Raw genomic sequence first — 25,355 nt, 5'->3', positions numbered from 1 at the left:
GAACCGCTTGGCGACTCCCGAGCCGGCACGCGGACCACCCGTCCGTGCCGAACCGACCGGCGGCTCAGCTACCGGCGAGGAACGCGTTCTCGCGCAGGAAGGTGCGGTCACGGGAAGCGGCCAGTTCCTCGGCCCGCAGGGCCTTGGCCCGCTGCAACTCCAGGTCCTCCAGCGCGTGCCGGACACCCAGCCGGATCACGCCGTAGAGGAAGACGAAACCGGCGACGTAGAGAATGACGGTGATAACGACAGCGAACATGGCGTCACCGTAAGGCGAATGTGAACCCGGTTTCCTCTCATCTCTGCTGGGGTCCCCCGTACGTGTCAGCGAGGTGGTCGGCCCAGGTGCGAACGCCCCGGGGCAACGCCTCGGTGACCAGGCCACCCGCGCGCAGCTCGCGGCCGAGGCGGCCGGGGATTCGCACCGGCAGCAACGGTCGGCGTGCACCCCGGGCCTGCTGCCAGGCGTGGACCGCCTCGTCGAAGCGGAGCACCTGCGGCCCGCCGTACTCCTCGATCGAGCCCAGCGGGCCGGCGACCAGCCGGGCCGCCAACCGGGCCGCCACCTCGGCCGGGTCGACCGGCTGGGCGAGCACCGCCCGGTCCCCGATCACCGGCCCCAGCCGCGCGCTGGCGGTCAGCATGTCGTCCAGGAACTGCGGGAACTGGGTGGCCCGCAGCACCGACCAGGGCACCTGGCCGGCCGCGATCACCTGCTCGGCGGCGAGCTTGTGCCGGTAGTACGGGATCGGCACCCGGTCCACTCCGACGATCGAGGTGTAGACCAGGTGCTGGACGCCCGCCGCGCCGGCCGCGACCACCAGCCGACGGGTGCCGAGCACGTCCACCTGGTAGGTCTGCCGGCCCCGGGGCGAGGAGGCCAGGTGCAGCACTGCATCCATCCCGGCCACCGCCTCGGTCAGCCCGTCCCCGGTGGCCAGGTCGGTCACCACCCATTCCACCCCGGAGCCGGTACGCGGCCGCCTGCTGGTGGCCCGGACGCTGACCCCGTCGTCGCGCAGCCGGGCCAGCACCGCGTGGCCCAGGTGGCCGCCCGCCCCGGTGACCAGAACCCTCATCCCGTCCTCCCGTCCCGCCGCGAACCACGGCATACGCCGGCCCACCGATCCGTCCGACGCCCGGTCCGCGCCGCCTCTGGGCCCACCCGGAGATGACGGCACCCCGCGCCGACCCGTGACCGGTTGTGCGGCGGCTCACCCCGAACGAACCAGGTCCAGCACGGTCAGCAACGCGAAGAACCCGATCAGCACCTCGTTGACCACCCAGGCGTGCCCCTCGGCCCACTCACGCATCCGGGCCAGCACCCTCGCGGCGCGATGCCCGAGCACCAGCAACGCCAGTAGCGGCAGCGCCAGCAAGGTCACCGTGAGCAGCACGAACGGCAGTAGATGCCACCACGGCAGATTGTGCCGGGCCACGCTCGCCCCGACGGCGGCCATGGTCAGGTCGTCGGTGGGCGTCACCACGAAGAGCAGCGCGCCCAGCTGCAGCGCCTGGCCCGGGTCGGCGTGCCCGATCCTCCCCAGCCACCGCGGCGGCCCGGACCGGTGCCGACGCAGCCAGACCACCATGGCCAGGATGAGCAGCACGGCGAGCACCACCAGGTCGATGGCCGGGCCGTGATCGACCCGGCCGGCGACGGCGCTGGCGTCGGTGGCCACGCCGCCCACCAACCGGGTGAGCAACCAGCTCACGGTCACCCCGACGGCGACCACCAGCCCGGCACCGGCGAGGAAGCCCAGCGACGCCGCGCGGGGCCGGTCGGACGAGGCGAGAAAGACCGCTACGACCAACTGGGTCCCGGCGACCATCACCACGGCCAGTGGCAGGACGGCAAGGAAACTCATCGCCCGCCATCCTCCCGGCCGACCGGGGCCAGGCGCCGCCGAACCTGCGGATCACCCGCCCAGCCGCGTGCTCCCGCCCACCACCACCCGGCCGGCCAGCAGCGCACCGAGCAGCGCCAGGCCGGCGGCGACCACCAGCGTCGCCGCATAGCTGGCCGGGCCCGGCGCGCTACCGGCCGCCAGCACCGCCCCAGTGAGCGCCAGCACGGTCGCCGCGAAGAGTGAGTCGCCCAGTTGCAGCGAGGAGCTGTTGCGGCCCTGCTCGCCGGGGGCGGACAACTCCAGGGTGAGCACCGACAACGACGGATAGAGCAGCCCCATGCCGAGGCCGGCGACCGCCCAGCCCAGCACGGCGACGGCCACCGGCAGTTCGGGCCAGACGGCCAGCGCCACCGTGGCGGTACCGACCGTGATGCAGCTCAACCCGGCTCGGGGCAGGCTGGCGCGGGAGGCCGGCAACGGGATCCGGCCCTGTACCCAGGAGCCCACCGACCAGGCCAGTGCGCCGACGGTGAGGACCAGCCCGGCGGCGGTCGGCGACAGACCTCGCTCCCGGGAGAGCATCAACGGGATGACGACCTCGGCGCCGACGAACGCCGCCGAGGCCAGACCCCGCAGCCCGATCACGGTGGGCAGCCCTCGGGCCGCCCGGAGGAACCCGGCCGGCAGCAGGCGCGGGGCGCAGACCAGCAGGCCGGTCACGGCGAGCGCGATCAGTGCCAGGGCGGCCGCGCCGCGCTGCTGTCCCCCGATGTGCAGCAGTGCGGCGCTCGCCCCCGCCCCGCACGCCCAGCCGATCCGGGCCACGGCGCCGGCCGGCGGCCGGGTCGGCGCACTCCGTTCGAGTGAGCGCAGGCCGGGGTGGACCAGCAGCACCGCCGGCACCGCCACCGCCGGCACCGCCAGGAAGACCCACCGCCAGCCCAGGTGCTCCACGATCAGGCCGGCCAGCGCCGGCCCGACCAACGACGGGACGACCCACGCCGCCGCGAACGCGGCGAAGATCCGCCGGTGCAGTTCCTCCGGGTACGCGTGCCCGACGATCACGTAGAGCGCCACCGAGAGCAGCCCGGAGCCGAACCCCTGCACCACGCGGCCGACGACCAGCGCCTCCATCACCGGGGCGGTCCCGGCGATCAGCAGCCCGACCACGAACCAGGCGACGCCGTGCCACATCGCCGCCCGGGGTCCTCGTGCGTCGCACCAGATTCCAGAGATCACCATGGCCAGCACGCCCGCGGCGAACGAGCCGCCGAACGCGATCCCGTACAGCGCCAGCCCGTCCAGGCTGCGAGCGACGGTCGGCATCGCCGTGCCGACCGCCAGCGCCTCGAACGCGAGCAGCGAGATCAGCGCGACGCTGCCCACCGTCATCGCCCGCAGTCGGGGTGCGAACAACCCCGGAGGGGCCGATACGACGGTGGCGGATGGGCTCAGCATGGACCGAGCCTGCGACCTCAACCCGGATTCATGTCAATCATGGGTGACGCGGCTCTCGTCGGGGATCCCACCGCCCACCCCCGTCCATCCGACGGCGACGACGGAAAGTTCCCCTGCTCCGAGGGCATAACGGATGCCAGGTCGGGAAGCCAGGCCGCCGGACGCGAGGCGGTGGGAGGACGAGATGGCCAAGGGCAGGACCTGTATCAGCAGGGAGTCGGGCCGGCGTCCGTCCAGCCGTACGCCTCGATGACGGCGGCGGGTCGCGCGGTCGGCCGCCTCCTGCCGTCCATCGGCGTGCCGCACCTGGTCAGCGAGGCGTCCCGGACCGTGGGCTCGGCTGCGACCCGGCTGGCCCGGACGGCCGGGCTGACCCGGCGTCGGATCTGGTCCCGACCTGGTCGCCACCACATCGAGGTGCACGGCGTCTGCCAGGACGGCGGCGACCGGTTGGCCCGGCAGGTGGAGGGCGCGCTGGAGCAGGTGCCCGGAGTGGCCTGGGCCCGGGTGAACGCCCCGTCCGGCCGGGTGGTGGTCGCTGTGCAGGATCCCGAGCCGAAGCTGCGCGACCTGATCGCCACTATCGCCCGGGTCGAGCAGACCTGCGACCACGAGCCTGACCCGGAGATCCCGCCGCCACACCCACCGGAGGACGGGCCCCGGACGCCACGCACCCTCGGAGGGCTCGCCTCGGACGCGCTGGGCCTGACCATCTCGGCGGCCACCCGGATCCTGCCCTTCGCGCCGGTGCCCGGAGAGGTTGTCGGGCTGCTCGGCGCGGTGGACCTGCAACCGAAGCTGCACGCGTTCGCCAGCCGAGGGCTGCGCGCCGACCCTCGCGCCGACATTCTCTTTCCGCTCGCCGAAGCGGTGGTGCAGGGTCTGGCGGGCGGCTGGGCGGGGATAGTCGTGGACGGCGCCCAACGGATCGTGCAGTGGGGCGAGGCGCGGGCCCAGCTCTCCGCGTGGGAGCGGGCCGAGCCACAGCTGACCGGTGAGCCGGAGCGCGCCACCGCGCGCTGGCTGGGGAACGACCGCCCCCGGCCGAAGCCGGACGGCCCGGTCGAGCGGTACATCAACCGGTCGCTGGCCGCCGGCGCGGCAGCCGCTGCGGCGGCGGTGCCGTTCGCCGGGCACAAGCGGGCCGCCGCGCTGGGCCTGTCCGCGTTGCCCAAGGCCCCAGGCAGCGGACGCGAGGGGTACGCCGCCCAACTCGGCCAGATCCTGGCCAGACGCGGGGTTATCGCCATGGACCGCAGCGTGCTGCGGGAACTGGACCGGATCGACACGCTGGTGCTGGACGCCGCGGTGCTCGGCTCGGACCGGGGCGTGCTGGCCGACCTCGCCCCGGTGCCCGGAGCGGACGTCGACCAGGTGGCGGAGCGGGCGTTCGCGCTGTTCGACCCGGCTGATCCGGCCGGCTCGCGGGCGGTGGACGGCTGGCGGCTCGGACCGCTGGACCAGTTGCCCGCCGACGACCCGGGTGACATCCCGGACCGGGAACGGTTGCGAGCGGCGGGTGGCCAACTACTCGGCCTGGTCCACGACAACCGGCTCGTCGCGTTGTTGCGCGTCGAGCCGGAGCCCGCGCCGGGCGTCAACGGCGTGCCGGCCGCCGCCCGCCACGCCGGCCTGCGGCTGGTCGTGGCCGGCGGTGACGAGCAGCGGTACGGCTTCGCCGACGCGATGCTGCCCGGCGGGGACCAGCTGACTGAGTCGATACGCGCGTTGCAGCGCGACGGCGCCGTGGTGATGCTGGTGTCCTCCGACCGACCGGCGCTCGGTGCGTCCGACTGCGGCCTCGGGATGTTCAGACCGGAGGAGCTGCCTCCATGGGGAGCGCACCTGCTGGTCGGCGCGGATTTGCGGGTGGCTGCTCTGATGGTCGAGGCGACCGGAGTGGCCCGGCGAATGACCGGGCAGAACATCCGGCTGGGCCTGGCCGGCACCGGTCTCGGTGCGCTGGGCGCGTTCACCGCCACACCAACCCAGTTGCCCGTCCGAACGCTGGTCGCGGTGAACGGCGCGGCCGGGCTGGCCTTCGCACACGGCGTGTGGCGGGCCCGGCGGCTGCCCGACCAGTCGGACACTCCGGCACCGGTGGCGACCGCCTGGCACCTGATGCCGGTCGGCGCCGTGTTCGACCGGCTCAGCACCGGGCCGGACGGCCTGGACAACGCGGAGGCGCAGCGTCGCCGCGACGGGCACGGCGCGAGCGGCGGCGAGGCACCCGGAAACGGTGGCCTGCTGCGCGCCTTCGTCGACGAGCTGGCCAACCCACTCACCCCGGTGCTGGCCGCCGGGGCGGTGCTCTCCGCGTCGTTCGGCTCGCTGGTCGACGCCGCGCTGGTGGGCGGCGTGGTCGGCGGGTCCGCCATGATCGGGGCGGTGCACGAGCGCAACACCGAACGGTCGCTGGCGGAGCTGCTGTCCCGTTCGGCGGTGACCGCCCGGGTCCGCCGGGACGGCGCTGAGCGGGTGGTCGCCGCCGAGGACCTGGTTCTCGGGGACGTCATCGCCGTCGAGCCGGGTGACTCGGTGCCCGCCGACTGTCGGGTGCTGGAATCGGTGGGGCTGGAGGCGGACGAGTCATCGCTGACCGGCGAGTCTCTGCCGGTCGCCAAGACCGACCGACCGGTGGTCGCCGCCGCCGTCGCCGACCGGCGCTCGATGTTGTACGAGGGCACCACCGTCGCCGCCGGGCACGGCACGGCCGTGGTGGTGGCCACCGGCTCCGACACCGAGGCCGGGCGCAGCCTGGCGCTGGTCCGGCAGGCGCCTCCGAGCAGTGGGGTGGAGGCCCGACTTGGTTCGTTGACCAGCCTTGCCATCCCGTTGGCCGCCGGTTCGGCGGTGGCGGTGGCCGGCGCGGGTCTGCTCCGGGGCGTACCCCTGGTCGAGACGGCGGCGACCGCCGCGAACCTCGCCGTTGCGTCGGTGCCGGAGGGGTTGCCGTTCCTGGTCAGCGCGGCACAGCTGGCCGCCGCCCGGCGGCTGGCCGAGCACGGCGCGTTGGTCCGCAACCCGCGCACCATCGAGGCGCTCGGTCGGGTGGACGTGCTCTGCTTCGACAAGACCGGCACCCTCACCGAGGGCCAGTTGCTGCTCGCCGGGGTCGGCGACGGCGTGGCCGACCGGTACGCCCCGGTGGACCGGCTCGACGATCGGCTCCGGATGACGCTGGCCGCGGCGTTGCGGGCCACCCCTGCCGCAGCCAACCCGGAGGAACTGGCGCTGCATACCGACCGCGCGGTCCGCAAGGGTGCCGCGGCGGCGGGGGTGGTGGAGCAGACCGGTGCCCATGGCTGGCAGGCTGCCGGCGGGCTGCCGTTCGAGCCGTCCCGCGGGTACCACGCGAGCGTCGGGGAGACCGACGGTCACCTGCTGTTGAGCGTGAAGGGCGCCCCGGAGTCGGTGCTGCCGCGCTGTTCGGCCCGGCGCACCGACGGCCGCCAGGAGCCGCTGGACGACGCCGGCCGCGCGGAGCTGCACCGGGTGCTCGCCGACCGGGCCGGGGCGGGGCACCGGATCCTGGCCGTCGCCGAGTGCCAGGTGGACGACCCGAAGGTGACCGACGGGGACGTCCGAGGGCTGACCTTCGTGGGTTTCCTGGCCCTCGCGGACGGGGTCCGGGAGAGCGCCGCCCCGGCGGTACGCCGGATCCGGCAGGCCGGCGTGCACACCATCATGATCACCGGGGATCACCCGGCGACCGCCGAGGCCATCGCCGCCACCATCAGCGAACACGACGAGCAGCGGGTGGTCACGGCCGGCGAGCTCGACCAGTTGGACGACGAGGCACTCGCCGAGCGGTTGGTCCGCACGGACGTGGTGGCCCGTTGCACCCCGACGCACAAGGTTCGGATCATCCAGGCGTTGCAGAAGTGCGGGCGGACCGTGGCGATGACCGGCGACGGCGCCAACGACGCCCCGGCGATCCGGCTGGCCGACGTGGGCATCGCCCTCGGTCAACGAGGCACCCCGGCCGCGCGGGCCGCCGCCGACCTGGTGGTCACCGACGACCGGCTGGAGACCATCATCGCCACCCTGGTCGAGGGTCGGGCGATGTGGTCGTCGGTGCGGCACGCGCTCAGCATCCTGGTTGGCGGCAACCTCGGCGAGATCGCATTCAGCGTGCTCACCGCCGCGGCGACCGGCCGCTCCGCGCTCACCGGACGGCAGCTACTCCTGGTCAATCTGCTCACCGACCTGGCTCCGGCGCTGGCCATCGCGATCCGCCCGCCCGCCTCGGACCGCACCGAAAGCCTGCTCCGGGAGGGCCCGGACGCGTCGCTCGGCGAGACCCTCACCAAGGAGATCGGGCTGCGCGCGGCTGCCACCACGCTGGGCGCCACCGCCGGCTGGACGCTGGCCCGGTACACCGGCCGCCGTCGGCGGGCGGGCACGGTCGCGCTGGTCTCCCTGGTCGGCACCCAGCTGGGCCAGACGGTCCTGGCTGGCGGCACCAGCCCGGCGGTGCTGGCTTCCACGGCGGCGTCGCTGGGGGCGCTGGTCGTGGTCGTGCAGACACCGGGGTTGAGCCAGTTCTTCGGTTGCACGCCGATCGGACCGGTCGGTTGGACCATCGGGGCCGGATCAGCGCTCGGCGCCACCTTCGCCAACGGCGCACTCACCAAGCTGGTGGAGCACCTGCCGCAGGCCCGGCCCGACACCGCGGCGCGGCCGGCGGCGGACGACGGCGGGGCGGGCGGGTCCACGGGCGCCCCGCCCGCCTGACCGTCGCACCGCCCTCCTGGCCGCCGGCGGACGGTCCAGGCTATGGCGACACATCCACACTCGGAAGCGCGATACCCAGAGTCATATTGATACCTCAGAGTCATCACGCTTGACGGGAGACATCACCCCCATCCCCACGCTCGTGGAAAGCGTCGCGGGGCGGGCCGTGCTCCGCCCAGCAGAGGCCGCCCCGGAACTCCACGCCGGGGACGCCGTCGCCGAGCCGACCGATGTCCACCACGCTCGCCAGCGAGCCGGCGAGGTCGGTCTGCAACTCGCCGACCGCGGTGTCGAGGTCATCCTCCTCGGTGGACCAGTCGATGTCGGCCGCGCGCAGCTCGGCGACCGCGTGACCGATCACGGCCGCGGGGTCGGTGACGATCACATCGACCCGGCAGTACAGGTGCAGGGTGACGAGGGCTGGCTGTTCATCCATTCAAGGATGATGACCAGCGCGTTACGCGTCACGGCTACCGGCCCGTGGATCGCCCGTCTGGTCCCTGATCTAGCGTCGCCGTCATGAACGATGACGGCTGGTTAGCAGACACTCGCATCTCCTACGACACAGTCGCTGCCAGTTATGCAGACCTGCTGCGCAACCTCCTGGCCGAAACGCCCTACGAACGAGCGACCCTGGCTTTGTTCGCCGACCTCGTTCACGCCGCTGGTGGCGGGCCCGTCGCGGACGTGGGCTGTGGACCAGGGCGCATCACCGCCCACCTGCATGAGCTCGGCGTTGAGGCGTTCGGAATTGACCTATCGCCAGGAATGATCGATGTGGCTCGGCGTGATCATCCGGGTCTACGGTTCGAGGTGGGCTCCATGACCGACCTCGATCTGGATGACGGTTCGGTCGCCGGCTTGATCGCCTGGTACTCGCTGATCCACATCCCCGACAGCCAGGTCGGCTCCGTCATCGCGCACTTCCGGCGAGTGTTGCGTCCCGGCAGCCCGCTGCTGCTCAGCTTCCACGTCGGCGACGAATCACGGCTCAAGACGCAGGGCTACGGCGGGCACCCGATGAAGGTTCACGTGCACCGTCGCCAGCCCGACCAAGTGTCGGCATGGCTGCGCGAAGGCGGATTCACGGTCGAGGCACAGATGACTCTCACCTCGGCAGAAAGCTCGCTCGGCGGGATCATCTTTGGGCGCCGTCAGTCCTAATCGGATCTGCTCGTCGGGAGCCGCGGGGCCGGAGACGTGCGGACGGGAGAGGTGAGCTTCAGGTGAGCAGCGTTTCTGTGAGGTCCATCAACCGCTCGGCGTTCCCGGCGTCGAGGGTGGGGAAACTGAGCGGGAGTCGCTTGTCCCGGTCAACGGCGGTCAGCGGCGCGGCTGGTGGCGTGTCCAGGAACCGATGGATCGGCGCTACGGCGTCCGCGATGGGTTGGGCCGCCACCGACGCCGCCGCCAGCAGCCCACGGAGTACGAGCGGAAGCGGGCTACGGTCGCCGCTTTTGGTGAAACCGGGATGGTAGAGCACGTATCGGGCACGGCTGCCGGACCGCTGGGCGAAGCCCACGCCGAGCAGGTCGTTGGCTCGACCGGCCTGCAACTGTGCGGTGATCATGGAGTAGCCCGAGGCCAGTTGCGGATCGGTCCAACGCACGCCGCCCTTGGTGACCCCGACGCCAGCGACGTTCACGATCACCGGTGCGGCAGCTCGGTCCAGGGCCGGACGTAGGCCGAAGCTGAGCAGATAGCGACTGAGGTAGTAGAGCGCGAACGTGCGCTCCAGGCCTTCGCCGGTCACGATGCGACGCGGCGCTTGAGCATTGGCGAACAGCGCCAGCGCGTCCACGACCTGGTACTCGGTGAGGATGTGCTCGATGACCTGCCGAGTCTCGGCCATGCTGGAGAGGTCGACGGGAAGGAAGTCGATAGCGCTGCCGGCGAGCGCCTCGCCGCGTTCGCGGTTGCGCCCGAGCACCAGGACGCGGTCGCCGCGTTCGGCCCGCCCGCGGGCCAACGCACGTCCCATTCCGTTCGTGCCCCCACTGACCACCACAACGCCCATGTCGCCCCCCCGTTACCGTTCTTCACTGACGTGCTCATCCTGGGCAGACGGCCAGTGGAGCGAAAGAAGGCACTTTCATGACCACAAGGGACACCGGTGTGCGTGCCTCGCTGGACAACCACCGGTTGCCGAATCCCGTTCCGATCGGCGAGTACGAGCGCTGTCCGGTCACCGACGTGCTGCGGCGGGTGAGCGACAAGTGGACGCTGCTGCTGATCACCCTGCTCGGCCGGCGTCCGTACAGGTTCAACGAGTTGCATCGGGCGGTGGAGGGCATCAGCCCGCGCATGCTCACCCGGACGCTGCGCACGTTGGAGAGTGACGGCCTGGTCGAACGTGAAGTGTTTCCGACGGTGCCGCCGAGCGTCGAATACCGGCTGACGCCGCTCGGCGTCAGCCTTCTGGAGCCGCTCTCCGCGCTGGCCGACTGGGCCGTCGACCACCACGCCGAGATCGCTACGACACGTCAGCGGCCCACCTGAAACACCATGGGCGGACTCCGTCCTACGGTTCGCACACCGCCACGGACGGGAGACGAGTTCCTTCCACCCACCCGATAACCGCAAAGGGTCAGGTTGATCGCAAGATCGGGTTTTCGGCAGACCCTCCCGTGCAGGAGCAGGGACGCGGTCAGCCGCCCCTCTTCTCGAAGGCCGCCTCACTGACGCCCCATAGGAACAGGCCGCCGAGGGGGCACTCGGGAAAGTCAGCCCGCAGCACCCGGGCGAGGAACTCCACCATGCCGCAGTCGTAGCGGCTCCACAGCGAGCCGTTCCGCTTGTAGACCACGACCGGCCACTTGGCTGGATCGCCGTCCGAGGCATCCCAGCACAACATGTCGGCGGTGGCGTCGACACCCCAGTTGATCAACACCGGAGAGGTGCCTTCCAGTTCGGGCGCCTTGTCCTCGGTCTCCCAGTCAGCCTCGGCGTTCGCCGTCTCGATCACCATCCCGTCCCGCTGCGCCTCGGACAGCGGGACGTTGGCTTCCGGTTTGTTGATCGACAGGTAGTTCTGCACCGCACCAGCGCCGTAGACCTCCATGAAGCGCTGGTAGTCAGGCGGGAACGGCCTGCCCCAGGACGCGGCGAGAGCGTCCCAGTCGACCCTCGTACCACCGTCCGCCGGCGGCGACATGAGCCGTCGCAGGGCGTCCAGATCGGCCGACTCACTCATCGGCACCTCGCTTTCTGGTCCGGTCAGGTCGATGGGCATGAACGCCTGGAACTCGCTCGAGAACGTCCTGACCTGGCGGCCACCCTGGCCGACCGCGTCCTGGCCGCTGTGGTCTGCGACGTCGTCCGCCAACTGGTCAGCGACGTCCGCGCGGATCGCGGCAGATGAGTGCGCAGGGCGTCGGGCGTGAATCAGGGTCGGGCTGCGCCCTCGATGGTGGTGCTTTCTTGCGGACGGAGTGCGGTCAAAAGGCTGTCGAGTTGACCCCAAGCCCGCGCGCTGGCGACGTGGTCAATGTAGTCTCGGGACTCAATGATGAGCCCATTGCGGATACGCATCACGAAGACGCATGGCACCGTGAATGCCTCACCTGTCTCGGCGACCCGCCCCTGATAGGCAAACTCGGCGACAATCACCTCTGGGTCCGCGGTTTCATGAATCGTCACGTCGACCGGCTTACGGTTCAGCGTCCGGGCGACCGGAGGCGGCGCGGTGAAGTGCTCGTGCAGTTCGCTGCGGCTACACAGCGGCGGCGGGTTGAGCGGGTGGAACGGATGCGTGACATGGGTTTGTTCGGCGTATAGGTCGGCCAAGTCTTCGTACGGACCGTCGCAGACACCGTTCACCAGTCGGAGGAAAGTTTCGCGTGGGCTGCTCATGCCGGGCTTCCTTCGAATCGGTAGATGTCACTTGGGTCACGCCGAGGACTACATCCGGGGATGGCCGGTACCCCATCGACGGCACCCTACCGACCTCAGCCCCGATTTGACTGCCCCGAAGCGCTTTCGTCGGCCGTCTCGAGTGCATTGTCATCGGCACGTCCGGACGGCAACCGAGCCACCTCGGCGTGACGCTGCATAGCGCGCGGATCGTGGCATGAGCGTGCACGGTGTGCTGAGCGCGAACGGCCGCTGAGCGAAGCGGCACCTACGACGAAGCAGCGTCACGCATGAGTGAGCGTGGCGAGCCACGTTTTCGGGTATGGCTTTTGAGTCGACAGGTTCCGGATCAACGTCGCCAGGGTTTCGGGGCGTCGGCCGTGGGCCACCAAGGCGACGGCCTCCGCCAAGGCATATCGAACGCGGCTGTCGCGTCGGATTCCGACCTCCTCGCGAAGGCTCGGACCGAAGCTCGCTGTCAGCTTCTCCTGCCGCTCCGCCAGATAGGAATATACCGACGGATCCATCGATACGTTGCTGACCGCGCCGGACGGCAAGTCCGCGGTCCAGCCTGCGTGCTGCTGCCAACGTCGCGTCTTCGGACTCGTCTTACCACGGGCGACGACCCCGATGAAACGAATCTTTCGGCGCACGACGTCCCACGGCTCCCGCTGCTCCTCGACCCAGTCGCGGAGCAGCGAATACAGGCTCTCGAACGTCCTGCCGGTGGACACAATGTCGACGAACGAGACAGGATCGCCGGTGCGGGCCAGGCGGAACGGCGTCACGCCACATCGAGTCAGGATGACGCGAGCCTCGTCGCGCCACTCATCACACGGCACCCAACCCTCTGAAGACCTGCTGAATGGCAACCGTATCAACCTCGGGTCCTCGGCCAGCACTCCAGTAAGCAGGTCGTACATCGAATCCATCGAGCGTCCGACGAAGTGCAACGCGCCGCCACCGGAACGGGCTAACACCCTGGCCGAGCAATCCACCAACTCTGCCGCAAACCACAAATCGGGGCGGCAATCCCCGTCCAAGAGCGAACCCAGTCGATCCGGTGTCACCAAGTTCCAGCGGAACGGCAAGGTCATCCTCGGGTCGTCGGCCCACATGGCGAACGATAATGCCATGGCCTTCCCCCTGCTGCAGGGAATTGCGGGCCACGGCCCGGGGGAGCCCCGACGGCCATGGATGGACGGCGCGCTGTCATCGGCAGATCCGTGCGCTCACGCTCCGCCGACTGCCGCTAGGCCCCTTGCGGTGGGCGCGGAGAGCTTCATGACGGCCGACACCTACGGCCATGTTCTGCCGGCGAGGGCTCGTCAGGCTGCCTCAGCCATCGATCGGGTTTTCGGCCAGGAGCGGACGGCGTGACCGCTTGGCTGTACGGATGGCTGTACAGCCACGTACTGCGACGCCTGGACAATGACCTGATGGCGGACGGCAACCGCGTGGTGATGGCGATCGGCAAGCACGAACTGAGGCTGGGCATTGACCCTGGAGGGCACTGGATAGTCCTCTCGACAAACGACGGCCGCCACTGGACACCAGCAAAGAACATCCAGTCGCTGCTACCACTCTTGGAGCGGCGCCACGAGGACATCACAACCCTCAGCATCGACCAAGCCTCCGATCGGCCTCCTTGGGATGACCTTGTCCGTTACGCCCTGTCCTGCTGGTCCGACTACTGGGCTAGCCTCGCACTCGGCTGGCTTGAGGACGGCTACCCAGCCGCTCCGTTCCGCGACACGTTGCAGTCCCTCAAAGATGCGCCTGAACGTACCGAGATCATTCGGCACCGGGCGCTGCGGCTCTGGTGCGAGTTGACCAAGCCCTGAGCGGAACCCACGCTGAACGGCATCGCACCGTCAGTTTGGAAGAGCGCGCTCAACCGATCGCAATGCGCGAAACGCCTGCTCGCGGCGACCGGTCCGGTTACCACCTGTGCCCGCTCGTGACCGCTGGACCTCGCGGCTACTGGCCCGTGGGCGGCTGCCCATAACAGCCTGAGGAATAGGAAAAGATCACCGGGTCGGGTCGCGCGTCGCTCGTGGGCAGCTTCTATCAAGCCCCTCGCGTATGTTCTCCGTCGTGGGCATGATCACCGACTACTTCGTTACCAGCCCAGAGCGGGCCATGACCCTCGCCGAGTGGGGACCGGCCGGCAAGGATGTGCCGACGCTGGAGATGAAGTGGGTGGAGCCGGCGGTACTCGGCAGCATCCTGTGGGCGATCATCGAGGATGCGCCGGTTCCGGAGGGCCACCGGCTGCCGTACGACCTCGACCGGTTCGATGCCTCCGACCAATTGATGGCGTTGTCCGAGGAGCAGACGTCCGGCCTGGTACAGATCGCGGACGGTTTCGTCCAGGCACTGGCCGCATTGCCGGACATGAGGATTGCAGCGGTCGCGGCGCGCTGGGCGACTGCGGAGGAATGGGTTGGCCCGTGGGAGCCAGGTGAGCTCGACGACACGGTGCTCGGGCTTCGTGACCTGGCACGGAAGGTCTGCGTTCCCGATCAGCACATGTACGTGTGGTGGTCGATCTAGGGCGGTCTGGATGTGGGCGGATCTCCTCGTCGGGCAGTCGAAGATCGTCACGACCTGCGGCACGCGTTCGCCACGTTCCTGCTCGACCAAGGCGAGGAGCTGCGCACAGTAATGGAGCTGCCTGGGCACTCCACGATCCGAATGACGGCCGACACCTACGGCCACGTTCTGCCGGCGAGGGCTCGTCAGGCTGCCTCAGCCATCGATCGGGTTTTCGGCCAGGAGCGGACGGCGTGACCGCTTGGCTGTACTCGGGACCGAGATCAACCAAGAAAAGTGCTGGTGGAGCCCAGGGGACTCGAACCCCTAACCCCTGCCTTGCAAAGGCAGTGCTCTGCCAGTTGAGCTAGGGCCCCGTGAGCGGGCGGCGTCGCCGATCGCTCGGCGCCGGGCCTGACCTCAGCGCAGGTCGGGCGCGGTGGTCGCCTCGTGCCACAGGGCACGCTCGTCGTTGGACGCCTTGACCTTGTTGAACACGACGGCGGCCACGCCGACGACGCCAGCCAGAATCAGCAGCTTCTTGAACATGGGGCAACCCCTCAAGCTCGACTACCGTCGGACGACATGCGGTGGGGCTAGATGGAATCGAACCATCGACCTCAGAGTTATCAGCTCTGCGCTCTAACCGACTGAGCTATAGCCCCGCGTTGCGACGAGCAAGATTAACCCATCCGCTCGGCCGGCCCCAAATCGGGGTCCGGCCTGCGAGCCGGGTCGTCGACGCCTCCAGAACCTACCCGAGTGCGGAGCGCCGGAGCGACCGCTATTCGCGGCGCCCCGGCGCTCCGATCGTTCAGTCCCGCTCGGCGAGGGTCAACTCGATCCCGCCGACCAGGTCGGCGCAGACGTTGTAGACGAACGCTCCCAGCGTGGCCAGCGCGGTGAACAGCACCACGTTGACCAGGCCGATCAGCGCCGAGCTGAGGATCACGCCCTTGGCGGTGATCTGGAAACCGTCGGTGCTCTGCCCACCGCCGGCGTTGACCAGGTCACTCAGGCTGTCGTTGACGCTCTGGAACACGCCCATCGCGTCCAGCGCCAGGTAGAGCACCGACGTGGCGACCACCACGACGATGAAGAGCACCACCGAGACGGCGAACGCGAACTTCATCACGGACCACGGGTCGATCCGCTTCAGGTTCAGCCGGGCCCGGCGCGGTCCGCGGGACGCGGCCGAGCTGACCGAGGTACGCGCGGCGCGTACCGCGTCGCCGACCCGGGCCGCCCCGACGGCGGACGCGTTGCCGATGCCCGGTGGCAGGCCACCGCCGCTGGCCGGGCGGCCGGCAGTGGCGGTACGCCCCGGGTCCGGCTGCGGCTGGGTCATGCCGGGGGTGATCCGGGGCTGGGTGCCCGTGCTCCCGGTCGACGCCGCCTGACCGGCCCGGACGTTGATCGGCTGGGTGGTCGTCGGACGGGCCGGGGCCGGGGCCGCCACCGGGGGTGTGCCGGCGGACGCCGGAGCCTCGGGAGCGGAGGCCTCGGACTTGTCGGCCGACCCGCCGTCCTCGCCGGGCTGGTCCGGCGGTGGTGTCATGCCGGGAGCCCGGGTGAATTTCGGGGCAGGCGCGTCGGCGGGGACCGTCGCCCGGCCCACGGCAGCGCGGCCGGTCGCTGGTGTGCCGCCCTTGGCGGCCTCCTCGTCGACCGGGTTGGCCGAGGTCCCCGTGTTCCCCGACTTCGCCTGTGTCTCCGTCATTCAACTAGTCCTGTTCGTCAGGCTCGTCGGCATTGCGAGCAATCGCCACGATAGTCACGCCGTCCGGGAGGTCCATCAGCTTGACCCCCATTGTGTTCCGGTCACGCGTACGGCGTACAGGCTTCACCGGAGTCCGGATGACACCACCGTTGCTTGTGATCGCGAACAGTTCGTCGTCCGGGTCGATCACAACCGCGCCGACGAGACCACCGCGCCGCTCGGTGATCTTCGCAGTCAGCACGCCTTTACCTCCCCGGCCTTGCACCGGGTATTCCTCGATCGGGGTACGTTTCGCGTATCCCCCGTTGGTGGCCACCAGAACGTCCAGGCCCTCCCGAACGACCTCCATGGCCAGCAGGACGTCATCGTCCGTGAAACGCATGCCGATCACGCCCGAGGTGGCCCGACCCATCGGCCGCAACGCCTCGTCCGAGGCGCTGAACCGGATCGCCTGCGCCTTCTTGGAGACCAGCAGCAGGTCGTCGTCCGGCGCAGCCAACGCAGCACCGACCAGCTCGTCCTCATCGCGCAGGTTGATCGCGATGATGCCGCCGGAACGGTTGGAGTCGAACTCCTCGAGCCGCGTCTTCTTCACCAGGCCGTTCTTCGTGGCCAGTACCAGGTAGGGGGCCACCTGGTAGTTCGGGATTTCGATGATCTGCGCGATCTGCTCGTCAGGCAGGAATGCGAGCAGGTTGGCCACGTGCTGGCCCTTGGCTACCCTACTGGCCTCCGGCAGCTCGTATGCCTTGGCCCGGTACACGCGGCCCTTGTTCGTGAAGAACAGAATCCAATCGTGGGTTGAGCATACGAAGAAGTGGCTGACGATGTCGTCCTGCCGCAGCGTGGCGCCACTGACGCCCTTGCCGCCGCGCCGCTGTGAGCGGTAGAGATCGACCTTGGTCCGCTTGGCGTACCCGGTCCGGGTGATCGTGACGACCACGTCCTCCCGGGCGATGAGGTCCTCCATCGAGACCTCGCCGTCGAACGGGACGATCTTCGTGCGACGCTCGTCGCCCCACTTGGCGATGATCTCGCCCAGCTCCTCCGAGACGATCCGCCGCTGCCGCGCCGGCTTGGCGAGGATGTCCTTGAGGTCGGCGATCTCGATCTCCAGCTTGGCCAGGTCGTCCACGATCCGCTGCCGCTCCAGGGCGGCCAGCCGGCGCAGCTGCATGTCCAGGATCGCGGTCGCCTGGATCTCGTCGATCTCCAGCAGCCGGATCAGGCCCTGCCGGGCGTCGTCCACGGTCGGCGACCGCCGGATCAGGGCGATCACCTCGTCCAGCGCATCGAGTGCCTTGCCCAGACCACGCAGGATGTGCGCCCGCTCCTCGGCCTTGCGCAGCCGGAACGCGGTCCGCCGACGGATCACGTCGATCTGGTGCTCGACGTAGTAGCGGATGAACTGCGCCAGGTTGAGCGTGCGCGGCACCCCGTCGACCAGCGCCAGCATGTTGGCGCCGAAGGTCTCCTGGAGCTGGGTGTGCTTGTAGAGGTTGTTCAGCACCACCTTGGCGACCGCGTCGCGCTTGAGCACCAGCACGATCCGCATTCCGGTACGTCCGGAGGACTCGTCGCGGATGTCGGCGATCCCGGCGAGCTTGCCTTCCTTGATCAGCTCGGCGATCCGCTCGGCCAGGTTGTCCGGGTTGACCTGGTAGGGCAGCTCGCTGACCACCAGGCAGGGCCGGCCGCGCTTGTCCTCTTCGACCTCCACGACAGCGCGCATCCGGATCGAGCCGCGACCGGTGCGGTAGGCGTCCTGGATGGCGGTGGTGCCGACGATCAGGCCGTGGGTCGGGAAGTCCGGACCCTTGACGATGCCGAGCAGGGCTTCGAGGGTGGTCTCCTCGTCCTCCTCCGGGTTCTCCAGGCACCACTGCACCGCCGCGCCGATCTCGCGCAGGTTGTGCGGCGGGATCTTGGTGGCCATGCCGACCGCGATGCCCTCGGAGCCGTTCACCAGCAGGTTCGGGATCCGCGACGGCAGGATGGTGGGCTCCTTGGCCCGGCCGTCGTAGTTGTCCTGCAGGTCGACGGTGTCCTCGTCGATGTCCCGCAGCATCTCCATGGCCAGCGGGTCGAGCTTGCACTCGGTGTACCGCATGGCGGCGGCCGGGTCGTTACCCGGCGAGCCGAAGTTGCCGTTGCCGTCCACCAGCGGGTACCGCAGCGACCAGGGCTGCGCCATCCGGACCAGAGCGTCGTAGATCGCCGAGTCGCCGTGCGGGTGGAACTGACCCATCACGTCGCCGACCACCCGGGAACACTTCACGTAGCCCCGGTCCGGCCGGTAGCCGGAGTCGAACATCGCGTAGAGGATCTTGCGGTGGACCGGCTTGAGGCCGTCCCGGACGTCCGGCAGCGCTCGACCGACGATGACGCTCATCGCGTAGTCGAGGTAGGAGCGCTGCATCTCCACCTCGAGCCCGACCGGCTCGATCCGGTCGTGCGCGACCACGGCGGCGAGGACCTCGGGGACCTCGGGCTCGTTCGGTGTGGACTCGGGTGAATCGGTCACTGTATACCCTTATCAGACTCAGAGTCGTTTTCGTGCTGTGGATAACGGCTGTGGATACCGGCCAAGCTGTGGATAACTCTGTGGATCGGTGGGTCGGTCGGGTGTGGCCCGACCGACCCACCGTGCTCCGTCAGATGTCCAGGAACCGGACGTCCTTGGCGTTGCGCTGGATGAACGACCGGCGCGCCTCGACGTCCTCACCCATCAGCACGCTGAACAACTCGTCGGCGGTTGCCGCGTCGTCGAGCGTGACCTGACGCAGGGTACGCGTTGCCGGGTTCATCGTGGTCTCCCACAGTTCGGGGTAGTTCATCTCGCCGAGGCCCTTGAAGCGCTGGATGTCATCCGGCTTGGCGTTGGGCTTCTTCTGCTGGCGCAGCGCGATCAGCCCGTCCCGCTCGCGGTCCGAGTACGCGTACTGGGCGTCGTCGCCCTTCTTGTTCCACTTGATCTTGTAGAGCGGCGGGGCGGCCAGGTAGACGTGCCCCAGCTCGACCAGCGGGCGCATGAAACGGAAGAGCAGCGTGAGCAGCAGCGTCTGGATGTGCTGGCCGTCGACGTCGGCATCGGCCATCAGCACGGTCTTGTGGTACCGCAGCTTCTCGATGTCGAAGTCGTCGTGGATGCCGGTGCCCAGCGCGGTGATCAGCGCCTGGACCTCGTTGTTCTTCAGCACCCGGTCGATCCGGGCCTTCTCCACGTTGAGGATCTTGCCGCGGATCGGCAGGATCGCCTGGGTCCGCGGGTCCCGGCCCTGCTTGGCCGAGCCACCCGCCGAGTCGCCCTCGACGATGAACACCTCAGACTCGCGCGGGTCGGTGGACTGGCAGTCGGCCAGCTTGCCCGGCATCGAGCCGGACTCCAGCAGCGACTTGCGCCGGGCGAGCTTGCGGGCCTGCTGTGCGGCGATCCGGGCGCGCGCCGCCTGGGACGCCTTGGTGATGATCATCTTGGCCTCGGCCGGGTTGCGGTCAAACCAGTCGACCAGCCGGTCGTTGCAGACCCGCTGCACGAAGCTCTTCACCGGGGTGTTGCCGAGCTTCGTCTTGGTCTGCCCCTCGAACTGCGGGTTGGCCAGCTTGACCGAGATGATCGCCGCGAGCCCTTCCCGGATGTCCTCGCCGGAGAGCTTCTCGTCGCCCTTGAGCAGCTTCTTGTCGGCGCCGTACCGGTTGACCACGCTGGTCAGCGCGGACCGGAAGCCCTCCTCGTGGGTGCCGCCCTCATGCGTGTTGATCGTGTTGGCGAAGGTGTAGACCGACTCGCCGTACGACTCGTTCCACTGCATGGCGATCTCGAGCGACATGCCCTCCTCCTCGGCACCGAACTCGACCACGGTCTTGTGGATCGGGCTCTTCGAGGCGTTGAGGTGCCGTACGAAGTCGGCGATGCCGCCCTCGTAGAAGAAGGTCACCTCACGCTGCCGGCCGTCCTCCTCCTCAGCCACCCGCTCGTCGAGCAGGTGGATGCGGAGGGCACGGTTGAGGAAGGCCATCTCCTGGAGGCGCCGGTAGATGGTCTGGAAGTCGAAGTCGACCGTCTCGAAGACGTCGGCGTCGGGCCAGAAGGTGACCGTCGAGCCGGTGCGGTCGGTGGGCTCGCCCTTGTCCAGTGGGCCGGGCTTGGAGTTGTTGTACTGCTGCCGCCACACGAAGCCGGACTTGTGGATCTCGACGGCCATCCGGGTGGAGAGCGCGTTCACCACCGACACGCCGACGCCGTGCAGACCACCGGAGACCGCGTACGCCTTGCCGTCGAACTTGCCACCGGCGTGCAGCACGGTCAGCGCGACCTCGACACCCGGCTTCTTGAGCTTCGGGTGCAGGTCGACCGGGAAGCCACGGCCGTTGTCGGTGACCTGGACCCCGCCGTCGGCGAGCAGCACCACGTCGATGGTGTCGCAGTATCCGGCCAGCGCCTCGTCGACCGCGTTGTCCACGACCTCCCAGACGAGGTGGTGCAGACCGCGCTCGCCGGTGGACCCGATATACATACCGGGCCGCTTGCGGACGGCCTCCAGCCCCTCGAGAACGGTGATCGACTCCGCGCCGTACTCCTGCTTGTCCTGCGCTGCCACCCTCGGCCACTTTCTCGCGTCGTCTGCGCCGGCAAGGCGCTTCGGGCGCGGGTTCGGCGGACAGGACGCGACGTCGGCGCGCGGACCGGTGCCGGAGACCTCCGGACAGCGGGTCGAACGCGCCGGTCGCCGCGGTTGCCCGCGGATCGCGATCGGCTCGACCCGACGTGGAGAATGTTTCTGGGGCCACCGGCCCCGTCCCTCGCTCCGCACCGGGTCTTCGTCTCACCGTCAATCCTACTGTGCCCGGAGGACAGAACCACCACTCGGCACCCTCAACGAGGCGGCTGAGAAAGCCGTAGCCGGCAGAACCCCATTGCCCACGACTCCCCCCACACGCCAGGCTCCGATCGGACGCGCCGCCCCCGAACGGGTTGACCCGCGGCCGGGCGGGTCGGGGGTCGCGGCCGGACCGCCCGTGCCGTACGTTTGCGGCGCCCCGGCAGCGGCCTTGATCTTTACGGGCTGGAACCGGGACGATCGACCCAATCGACCCGACACGTGCTCTTTAAGAGGTGACAGATGGGGCTGGACAACGTCGCGGTGCACTGGCCGCGTACCGGCCGCTTCTACGATCCGGTCGCGCCGGCCGAGTTCGTCGACTTCGGCGAGATCGTCGACCTGCCGCGAATCTCCGCGCCGACAGCGGCTCTGGCCGAGTTGATCGCGAAGACCGGCACCGTCCGGGCGACCGCGTACACCGAGTTGGTGGATCTGCTGCTCGGCCTGGAAGGTGTGTTGTACGCCACAGACGCCGCGGCCGAGGACGAGGACCCGGTGATCGACCCGGACGGCTGCGCCTGGATCGCCGGCGGCATCGAACGCTTCGTGGCCGGCCACCGCCCGCACGGCGAGGCGGTCACCTTCGAGTCGGTGAGCACGGTGCTGCGCTCGCTGCTCGGCGACGGGCGGCTGGCCGAGCAGCAGCTGCGCTGGCTGGAGAGCCGACTCGACGCGCTCCGCGACGAGAGCGGCGACCCGCCGCAGTGGAACTTCACCTGCGCCGAGTTGGGCGTGCTCGCCGCGTTCTACCGGCGCTGCGCCGAGCGCGGCTTCGCGGTCTACGCCGACGCCTGACCGCTCACCCCGGGGTCCGGGGTGGGCGGGTCACCACCGCCGGGCCGGTTGGCCGCAGCGATCACCTGGGTGAGCACGGCGTGCAGGTGTTGCAGGTCCTCCACGGGCAGCCCGAGCCGCTGCACGATCGCGGCCGGGATCAGCTCCGCCCGGCTGCGCAGCGCCGTGCCGCTGTCGGTGAGGGTGACGGCGAGACTGCGCTCGTCGGCGGCGTCGCGCTCACGGCGCAGGTAGCCGGCTGCTTCGAGCCGCTTGAGCAGGGGTGACAGCGTGCCCGGGTCGAGCTGCAACAGGCGACTGAGGTCGCGGCCGGACAGCGGCGCGTGCTGCCAGAGCGCCAGCATGACCAGGTACTGCGGATGGGTCAGCCCCATCGGCTCCAGCAGCGGCCGGTAGACGGCCACGACGCTGCGCGCCGCCACCGAGAGGGCGAAGCAGACCTGCTGTTCCAGCGCCAGCGGGTCGACGCCGTCCGGTCGTTCGCTCATCGGTTGCCCTCCCCATGCATGATCGCTATCGTACAGATAGTTGGTACGCCAACCATTGGTGTCCCAACCGTCCGTCCGCGGTGACGGGTGAATGAAGGCGCAGGAGAGGGCGGCAGATGAGCGAGGACGGCGCGGCCACCAGGTCCCCCGGCGAGGGCGGCCGCTTCATGCGCTGGGCGTTCCGGCACCTGGCCGGCCCGCCCGAGGTCGAGGGCGCGGTGCAGGGCGGCTCGGCCGAGGCCCGCGAGCTGTGGAAACGCGACCTGGAAGAGCGCAAGCGCTACACCAGGGAACAGCGCGAACGGAAGCGCGCCGCCCGGGAGGCCGGCCGGCGGAGCTGAGACGCCCGCTCAGCCGTAGGTGTCCCGCGGCCCTCGGCCACGCACCCGGCGCGGCCCCTTCTGCCAGGACGGCGCGGCCGGGCCGTGAATGTGCAGCTTGCGCACCACGTTGTGGCCGACCTCGCGAGCGATCTGCTTGAGCAGCGAGCCGGCCAGCAGCCGCAGCTGGGTCGCCCAGGCGGTCGAGCGGGCCTCCACGGTCAGCTCGCCGTTCTCCAGCTTGACCGGCCGGCTGTGCTGGGCGACCTCCGCGCCGACCACCCGCTCCCAGGCACCGAACACCGTGGCCTCGGCCGCCGGCTGCTGCCAGCCACGCGCCTTCACGAGCCGGTTCAACACCGCGCTGAGAGGCTGCGGGTCGCGCGGGTCGGGGCCCGGGCCGGAGTAGCCGCGCAGCCGCCGCCCCGAGTCGCCGTCGCCGCTCCCGCCACCGCCAGGGGTACGCCGCGCGCGGGCCGCCGCCTGCCGCCGGGACAGCGCCGCGTCGAGCACCGCCCGGGCCAGCTCCGGCCCGCTGGCGGCATCCGCCTGCCCGCCGTCCGTACCGCCCCCGGCCGCCTTCGATCCAGGGGTACGCGCGGCAGCCGCGTCGCCCGGGCTGGCCCGCCGGTCACCCCGGCCAGCGTCGCCTCGGTTGGTGCCCGGCTCATCCGACACGGCGTACCGTCCCCTCGCTGACCTGGTAGCGGGTGCCGCGCAGGGCGGCCGGCACATCATCGTCCACCGCGCAGGTGACCAGCAGCTGGCTCGCCCCGCCGACCAGCTCCGCCAGCCGCTCCCGGCGGCCGGTGTCCAATTCGGCGAAGACGTCGTCGAGCACCAGCACCGGCTCGATACCGTCGGCGCGCAGCAGGTCGTACCCGGCCAGTCGCAGCGCGAGCGCGAACGACCAGGACTCGCCGTGGCTGGCGTACCCCTTGGCGGGCAGCGGGCCGAGGGTCAGCGCCAACTCGTCGCGGTGCGGGCCGACCAGGGTGGTGCCCCGTTCGATCTCGGCCGAGCGGGACGCGGCGAGGGCCGCGGTCAACGCCTCGGCCAGCGCGGCCCGATCGGTGGTCGGCTCGGCCAGCTCGATCGAGGGCCGGTAGGCGATGGCGGCCGCGCCCCGACCGGCGGCCACCGCGTCGTACGCCTTGGCAACGTGCGGGGTCAGCGCGGCGACCAGTTCCAGCCGACCGGCCAACAGCTCCGCGCCGTGCTGGGCCAGGTGGGTGTCCCAGACCGCGAGGGTGCCGAGGTCACCACCCCGGGACCCGCCGGTCTTACGAGCCAGGTACGCGGTACGCAGCAGGGCGTTGCGCTGCTTGACCACCCGCTCGTAGTCGGCCCGCACGCCGGCGTACCGGGGCTGCCGGTTGACCAGCAGGTCGTCCAGGTAGCGGCGACGCTCGGCCGGGTCGCCCCGGACCAGCTCCAGGTCCTCCGGAGCGAAGAGCACCAGTCGCAGGGCGCCGAGCACGTCGCGGGCCCGCCGAGCCGGCGAGCGGCCCAGCCGGGCCCGGTTGGCCTTGCCGGGCACGATCTCCAGCTCGACCAGGAGCTCCCGGCCGTCGTGCACCACCGCGCAGCGGATCACCGCCGAGCTGGCGCCCATCCGGACCAGTGGCGCGTCCGTGGCGACCCGGTGCGAGTCCAGGGTCGCCACGTATCCCAGCGCCTCGACGAGGTTGGTCTTGCCGACGCCGTTGGCGCCGATCAGGACGTTCGCCCCCGGCTGGAGGTCGACGGCGACCCGCTCGTACGAGCGGAAGTCGACCAGTTCCAGCCGGTGAACGTACACAGGGTGTGGATACCGCTCAGCGCTTGTGGACGGCGTGGCCGCCGAACTGCTGGCGCAGCGCGGCGACGGCCTTCATGGCGGGCGAGTCGTCCTGCCGGGAGGCGAAGCGGGCGAACAGCGAGGCGGTGATGACGTTCAGCGGCACAGCCAGCCGGACCGCCTCGTCGACCGTCCACCGGCCCTCGCCGGTGTCCTCGGTGTAGCCGCTCAGCTCGGCCAGCTCCGGGTCCTCGTCGAGCGCCAGGTCCAGCAGGTCGAGCAGCCAGGAGCGCACCACGGTGCCCTCCCGCCAGGACTTGAACACACCCGGCACGTTGGTCACCAGTTCGGAGGCGGCCATCAGCTCGTAGCCCTCGGCGTAGGCATGCATCAGGCCATACTCGATGCCGTTGTGCACCATCTTGGAGTAGTGCCCGGCGCCGACCGGCCCGGCGTGCACGAAGCCGAACTCGCCCTCCGGCTTGAGGGAGTTGAAGATCGGCATCAGCCGCTCGACGTGCTCCTCGGCCCCGCCGACCATCAGCGCGTAGCCGTTCTGCCGGCCCCAGACGCCGCCGGAGACGCCCACGTCCAGGTAGCCGATGCCGCGCTCGGCGAGCCGCTCGGCCCGCGGGGCGTCGTCGCTGAACCGCGAGTTGCCGCCGTCGATGATGATGTCGCCCTCGCCGAGCACCCCGGCGAGCTCATCGATGGTGGCGTCGGTGACGCCGGCGGGAACCATGACCCACACCGCACGCGGCGACTCGAGCTTCTCCGCCAGGTCCGCGAGGGTCGGCGCGTCGCTCAGCTGCGCGTTGTGGTCGAAGCCGACCACCTCGTGGCCGGCCGCCCGCAACCGCTCGCGCATGTTGCCGCCCATCCGGCCGAGTCCTACCAGGCCGAGCTGCATGTGTTCCTACCTCCGTGGATCTGGGTA

General features: G+C 70.3%; 25 protein-coding genes and 2 tRNA genes. 8 read left to right on the top strand and 19 right to left on the bottom strand.

Features of this window, described 5'->3' with window-relative positions; all coding sequences use genetic code 11:
- Positions 1-64: 64 nt before the first annotated feature.
- From OG470_RS07440 to OG470_RS07425, 4 genes are all read right to left on the bottom strand, one after another.
- Entirely contained in the window at positions 65-259 is a 195-nt protein-coding gene (locus OG470_RS07440) for a hypothetical protein (protein WP_328422068.1), read from the bottom strand.
- A gap of 37 nt (positions 260-296) precedes the next feature.
- A complete protein-coding gene (locus OG470_RS07435; RefSeq protein WP_328422066.1) occupies positions 297-1,079 on the bottom strand; it encodes an SDR family oxidoreductase in 783 nt (260 codons plus the stop codon).
- Between the two features lie 135 nt (positions 1,080-1,214).
- A complete protein-coding gene (locus OG470_RS07430) occupies positions 1,215-1,868 on the bottom strand; it encodes a GAP family protein (protein ID WP_328422064.1) in 654 nt (217 codons plus the stop codon).
- A 51-nt stretch (positions 1,869-1,919) separates the two neighbouring features.
- Positions 1,920-3,308, bottom strand: a complete 1,389-nt coding sequence (locus OG470_RS07425; RefSeq protein ID WP_328422062.1) for an MFS transporter — start codon at positions 3,306-3,308, stop codon at positions 1,920-1,922.
- A 249-nt stretch (positions 3,309-3,557) separates the two neighbouring features.
- On the opposite strand from OG470_RS07425, the gene OG470_RS07420 reads away from it, so the two are divergent.
- The gene (locus OG470_RS07420) at positions 3,558-8,045 is read left to right on the top strand and encodes an HAD-IC family P-type ATPase (protein ID WP_328426195.1); all 4,488 of its coding nucleotides are present in this window, start codon (positions 3,558-3,560) and stop codon (positions 8,043-8,045) included.
- Between the two features lie 103 nt (positions 8,046-8,148).
- On the opposite strand, the gene OG470_RS07415 is transcribed toward OG470_RS07420, so the two are convergent.
- The gene (locus OG470_RS07415) at positions 8,149-8,481 is read right to left on the bottom strand and encodes a hypothetical protein (RefSeq protein WP_328422060.1); all 333 of its coding nucleotides are present in this window, start codon (positions 8,479-8,481) and stop codon (positions 8,149-8,151) included.
- An 83-nt stretch (positions 8,482-8,564) separates the two neighbouring features.
- On the opposite strand from OG470_RS07415, the gene OG470_RS07410 reads away from it, so the two are divergent.
- The gene (locus OG470_RS07410; protein WP_328422058.1) at positions 8,565-9,209 is read left to right on the top strand and encodes a class I SAM-dependent DNA methyltransferase; all 645 of its coding nucleotides are present in this window, start codon (positions 8,565-8,567) and stop codon (positions 9,207-9,209) included.
- Positions 9,210-9,267: 58 nt separating this feature from the next.
- On the opposite strand, the gene OG470_RS07405 is transcribed toward OG470_RS07410, so the two are convergent.
- Positions 9,268-10,062, bottom strand: coding sequence for an SDR family NAD(P)-dependent oxidoreductase (locus OG470_RS07405; RefSeq protein WP_328422056.1), 795 nt, complete (start codon positions 10,060-10,062; stop codon positions 9,268-9,270).
- 77 nt (positions 10,063-10,139) lie between these two features.
- On the opposite strand from OG470_RS07405, the gene OG470_RS07400 reads away from it, so the two are divergent.
- A complete protein-coding gene (locus OG470_RS07400; RefSeq protein ID WP_328422054.1) occupies positions 10,140-10,544 on the top strand; it encodes a winged helix-turn-helix transcriptional regulator in 405 nt (134 codons plus the stop codon).
- A 148-nt stretch (positions 10,545-10,692) separates the two neighbouring features.
- On the opposite strand, the gene OG470_RS07395 is transcribed toward OG470_RS07400, so the two are convergent.
- From OG470_RS07395 to OG470_RS07385, 3 genes are all read right to left on the bottom strand, one after another.
- Entirely contained in the window at positions 10,693-11,370 is a 678-nt protein-coding gene (locus OG470_RS07395; RefSeq protein ID WP_328422052.1) for a hypothetical protein, read from the bottom strand.
- Positions 11,371-11,429: 59 nt separating this feature from the next.
- Positions 11,430-11,897 (bottom strand): nuclear transport factor 2 family protein, encoded by a 468-nt coding sequence (locus OG470_RS07390; RefSeq protein ID WP_328422050.1) that lies wholly within the window; start codon positions 11,895-11,897, stop codon positions 11,430-11,432.
- Positions 11,898-12,181: 284 nt separating this feature from the next.
- A complete protein-coding gene (locus OG470_RS07385; protein WP_328422047.1) occupies positions 12,182-13,033 on the bottom strand; it encodes a hypothetical protein in 852 nt (283 codons plus the stop codon).
- A gap of 240 nt (positions 13,034-13,273) precedes the next feature.
- On the opposite strand from OG470_RS07385, the gene OG470_RS07380 reads away from it, so the two are divergent.
- From OG470_RS07380 to OG470_RS07370, 3 genes are all read left to right on the top strand, one after another.
- On the top strand, positions 13,274-13,741 hold the full coding sequence (locus OG470_RS07380) for a hypothetical protein (RefSeq protein ID WP_328422045.1): 468 nt from the start codon (positions 13,274-13,276) through the stop codon (positions 13,739-13,741).
- A 253-nt stretch (positions 13,742-13,994) separates the two neighbouring features.
- Positions 13,995-14,453 (top strand): hypothetical protein, encoded by a 459-nt coding sequence (locus OG470_RS07375; protein WP_328422043.1) that lies wholly within the window; start codon positions 13,995-13,997, stop codon positions 14,451-14,453.
- Positions 14,454-14,465: 12 nt separating this feature from the next.
- Entirely contained in the window at positions 14,466-14,690 is a 225-nt protein-coding gene (locus OG470_RS07370) for a tyrosine-type recombinase/integrase (RefSeq protein ID WP_328422041.1), read from the top strand.
- Between the two features lie 43 nt (positions 14,691-14,733).
- Here OG470_RS07370 and OG470_RS07365 read toward each other — a convergent pair.
- The 6 genes from OG470_RS07365 to gyrB all read right to left on the bottom strand — a co-directional run bounded on the left by OG470_RS07365 (position 14,734) and on the right by gyrB (position 20,753).
- Positions 14,734-14,809: transfer RNA gene (locus OG470_RS07365), tRNA-Ala, on the bottom strand.
- 43 nt (positions 14,810-14,852) lie between these two features.
- The gene (locus OG470_RS07360) at positions 14,853-14,981 is read right to left on the bottom strand and encodes a DLW-39 family protein (protein ID WP_208869723.1); all 129 of its coding nucleotides are present in this window, start codon (positions 14,979-14,981) and stop codon (positions 14,853-14,855) included.
- Between the two features lie 42 nt (positions 14,982-15,023).
- Positions 15,024-15,097: transfer RNA gene (locus tag OG470_RS07355), tRNA-Ile, on the bottom strand.
- A gap of 149 nt (positions 15,098-15,246) precedes the next feature.
- Complete coding sequence (locus OG470_RS07350) at positions 15,247-16,152, bottom strand: DUF3566 domain-containing protein (RefSeq protein ID WP_328422037.1); 906 nt, start codon at positions 16,150-16,152, stop codon at positions 15,247-15,249.
- A gap of 4 nt (positions 16,153-16,156) precedes the next feature.
- Positions 16,157-18,676: a DNA gyrase subunit A gene (gene gyrA / locus OG470_RS07345; protein ID WP_328422035.1), complete on the bottom strand. Its 2,520-nt coding sequence runs from the start codon at positions 18,674-18,676 to the stop codon at positions 16,157-16,159.
- 130 nt (positions 18,677-18,806) lie between these two features.
- Positions 18,807-20,753, bottom strand: a complete 1,947-nt coding sequence (gyrB, locus tag OG470_RS07340; RefSeq protein ID WP_328422033.1) for a DNA topoisomerase (ATP-hydrolyzing) subunit B — start codon at positions 20,751-20,753, stop codon at positions 18,807-18,809.
- A gap of 522 nt (positions 20,754-21,275) precedes the next feature.
- Between gyrB and OG470_RS07335 the strand changes: the two genes are divergently transcribed.
- Positions 21,276-21,830, top strand: a complete 555-nt coding sequence (locus OG470_RS07335; RefSeq protein WP_328422031.1) for a hypothetical protein — start codon at positions 21,276-21,278, stop codon at positions 21,828-21,830.
- Here OG470_RS07335 and OG470_RS07330 read toward each other — a convergent pair.
- Positions 21,815-22,318, bottom strand: coding sequence for a MarR family winged helix-turn-helix transcriptional regulator (locus tag OG470_RS07330; protein ID WP_328422029.1), 504 nt, complete (start codon positions 22,316-22,318; stop codon positions 21,815-21,817). The genes OG470_RS07335 and OG470_RS07330 overlap by 16 nt on opposite strands.
- Positions 22,319-22,434: 116 nt before the next feature.
- Here OG470_RS07330 and OG470_RS07325 point away from each other — a divergent pair, with 116 nt between their 5' ends.
- A complete protein-coding gene (locus OG470_RS07325; protein WP_328422027.1) occupies positions 22,435-22,659 on the top strand; it encodes a hypothetical protein in 225 nt (74 codons plus the stop codon).
- 9 nt (positions 22,660-22,668) lie between these two features.
- Here the strand turns inward: OG470_RS07325 and OG470_RS07320 are convergent, their stop codons facing one another.
- Genes OG470_RS07320 through gnd form a run of 3 tightly spaced genes read right to left on the bottom strand, consistent with a single transcriptional unit; the run spans position 22,669 to position 25,328 of the window.
- Positions 22,669-23,316 carry a DUF721 domain-containing protein gene (locus OG470_RS07320; RefSeq protein ID WP_328422025.1) on the bottom strand — a complete coding sequence of 216 codons (648 nt, stop codon included), beginning with the start codon at positions 23,314-23,316 and terminating at the stop codon, positions 22,669-22,671.
- Positions 23,306-24,439 (bottom strand): DNA replication/repair protein RecF, encoded by a 1,134-nt coding sequence (gene recF, locus OG470_RS07315; RefSeq protein WP_328422023.1) that lies wholly within the window; start codon positions 24,437-24,439, stop codon positions 23,306-23,308. Before recF ends, OG470_RS07320 begins: the two co-directional genes overlap by 11 nt.
- A 16-nt stretch (positions 24,440-24,455) precedes the next feature.
- Complete coding sequence (gene gnd / locus OG470_RS07310) at positions 24,456-25,328, bottom strand: phosphogluconate dehydrogenase (NAD(+)-dependent, decarboxylating) (RefSeq protein WP_328422021.1); 873 nt, start codon at positions 25,326-25,328, stop codon at positions 24,456-24,458.
- Positions 25,329-25,355: the final 27 nt, after the last annotated feature.

This window comes from Micromonospora sp. NBC_00389 (assembly GCF_036059255.1).
Taxonomy (GTDB): Bacteria; Actinomycetota; Actinomycetes; order Mycobacteriales; family Micromonosporaceae; genus Micromonospora.
This window is presented reverse-complemented; position numbering and strand designations above follow the sequence as displayed.

Coding starts and splice junctions, on each gene's coding strand:
- OG470_RS07415 (WP_328422060.1), bottom strand. CDS start 8,481: ATGGATGAACAGCCAGCCCTCGTCACCCTGCACCTGTACTGCCGGGTC.
- OG470_RS07385 (WP_328422047.1), bottom strand. CDS start 13,033: ATGGCATTATCGTTCGCCATGTGGGCCGACGACCCGAGGATGACCTTG.
- OG470_RS07420 (WP_328426195.1), top strand. CDS start 3,558: ATGACGGCGGCGGGTCGCGCGGTCGGCCGCCTCCTGCCGTCCATCGGC.
- OG470_RS07360 (WP_208869723.1), bottom strand. CDS start 14,981: ATGTTCAAGAAGCTGCTGATTCTGGCTGGCGTCGTCGGCGTGGCCGCC.
- OG470_RS07405 (WP_328422056.1), bottom strand. CDS start 10,062: ATGGGCGTTGTGGTGGTCAGTGGGGGCACGAACGGAATGGGACGTGCG.
- OG470_RS07430 (WP_328422064.1), bottom strand. CDS start 1,868: ATGAGTTTCCTTGCCGTCCTGCCACTGGCCGTGGTGATGGTCGCCGGG.
- OG470_RS07350 (WP_328422037.1), bottom strand. CDS start 16,152: ATGACGGAGACACAGGCGAAGTCGGGGAACACGGGGACCTCGGCCAAC.
- OG470_RS07435 (WP_328422066.1), bottom strand. CDS start 1,079: ATGAGGGTTCTGGTCACCGGGGCGGGCGGCCACCTGGGCCACGCGGTG.
- OG470_RS07400 (WP_328422054.1), top strand. CDS start 10,140: ATGACCACAAGGGACACCGGTGTGCGTGCCTCGCTGGACAACCACCGG.
- OG470_RS07390 (WP_328422050.1), bottom strand. CDS start 11,897: ATGAGCAGCCCACGCGAAACTTTCCTCCGACTGGTGAACGGTGTCTGC.
- OG470_RS07330 (WP_328422029.1), bottom strand. CDS start 22,318: ATGAGCGAACGACCGGACGGCGTCGACCCGCTGGCGCTGGAACAGCAG.
- OG470_RS07425 (WP_328422062.1), bottom strand. CDS start 3,308: ATGCTGAGCCCATCCGCCACCGTCGTATCGGCCCCTCCGGGGTTGTTC.
- OG470_RS07325 (WP_328422027.1), top strand. CDS start 22,435: ATGAGCGAGGACGGCGCGGCCACCAGGTCCCCCGGCGAGGGCGGCCGC.
- gnd (WP_328422021.1), bottom strand. CDS start 25,328: ATGCAGCTCGGCCTGGTAGGACTCGGCCGGATGGGCGGCAACATGCGC.
- OG470_RS07410 (WP_328422058.1), top strand. CDS start 8,565: ATGAACGATGACGGCTGGTTAGCAGACACTCGCATCTCCTACGACACA.
- OG470_RS07440 (WP_328422068.1), bottom strand. CDS start 259: ATGTTCGCTGTCGTTATCACCGTCATTCTCTACGTCGCCGGTTTCGTC.
- OG470_RS07335 (WP_328422031.1), top strand. CDS start 21,276: ATGGGGCTGGACAACGTCGCGGTGCACTGGCCGCGTACCGGCCGCTTC.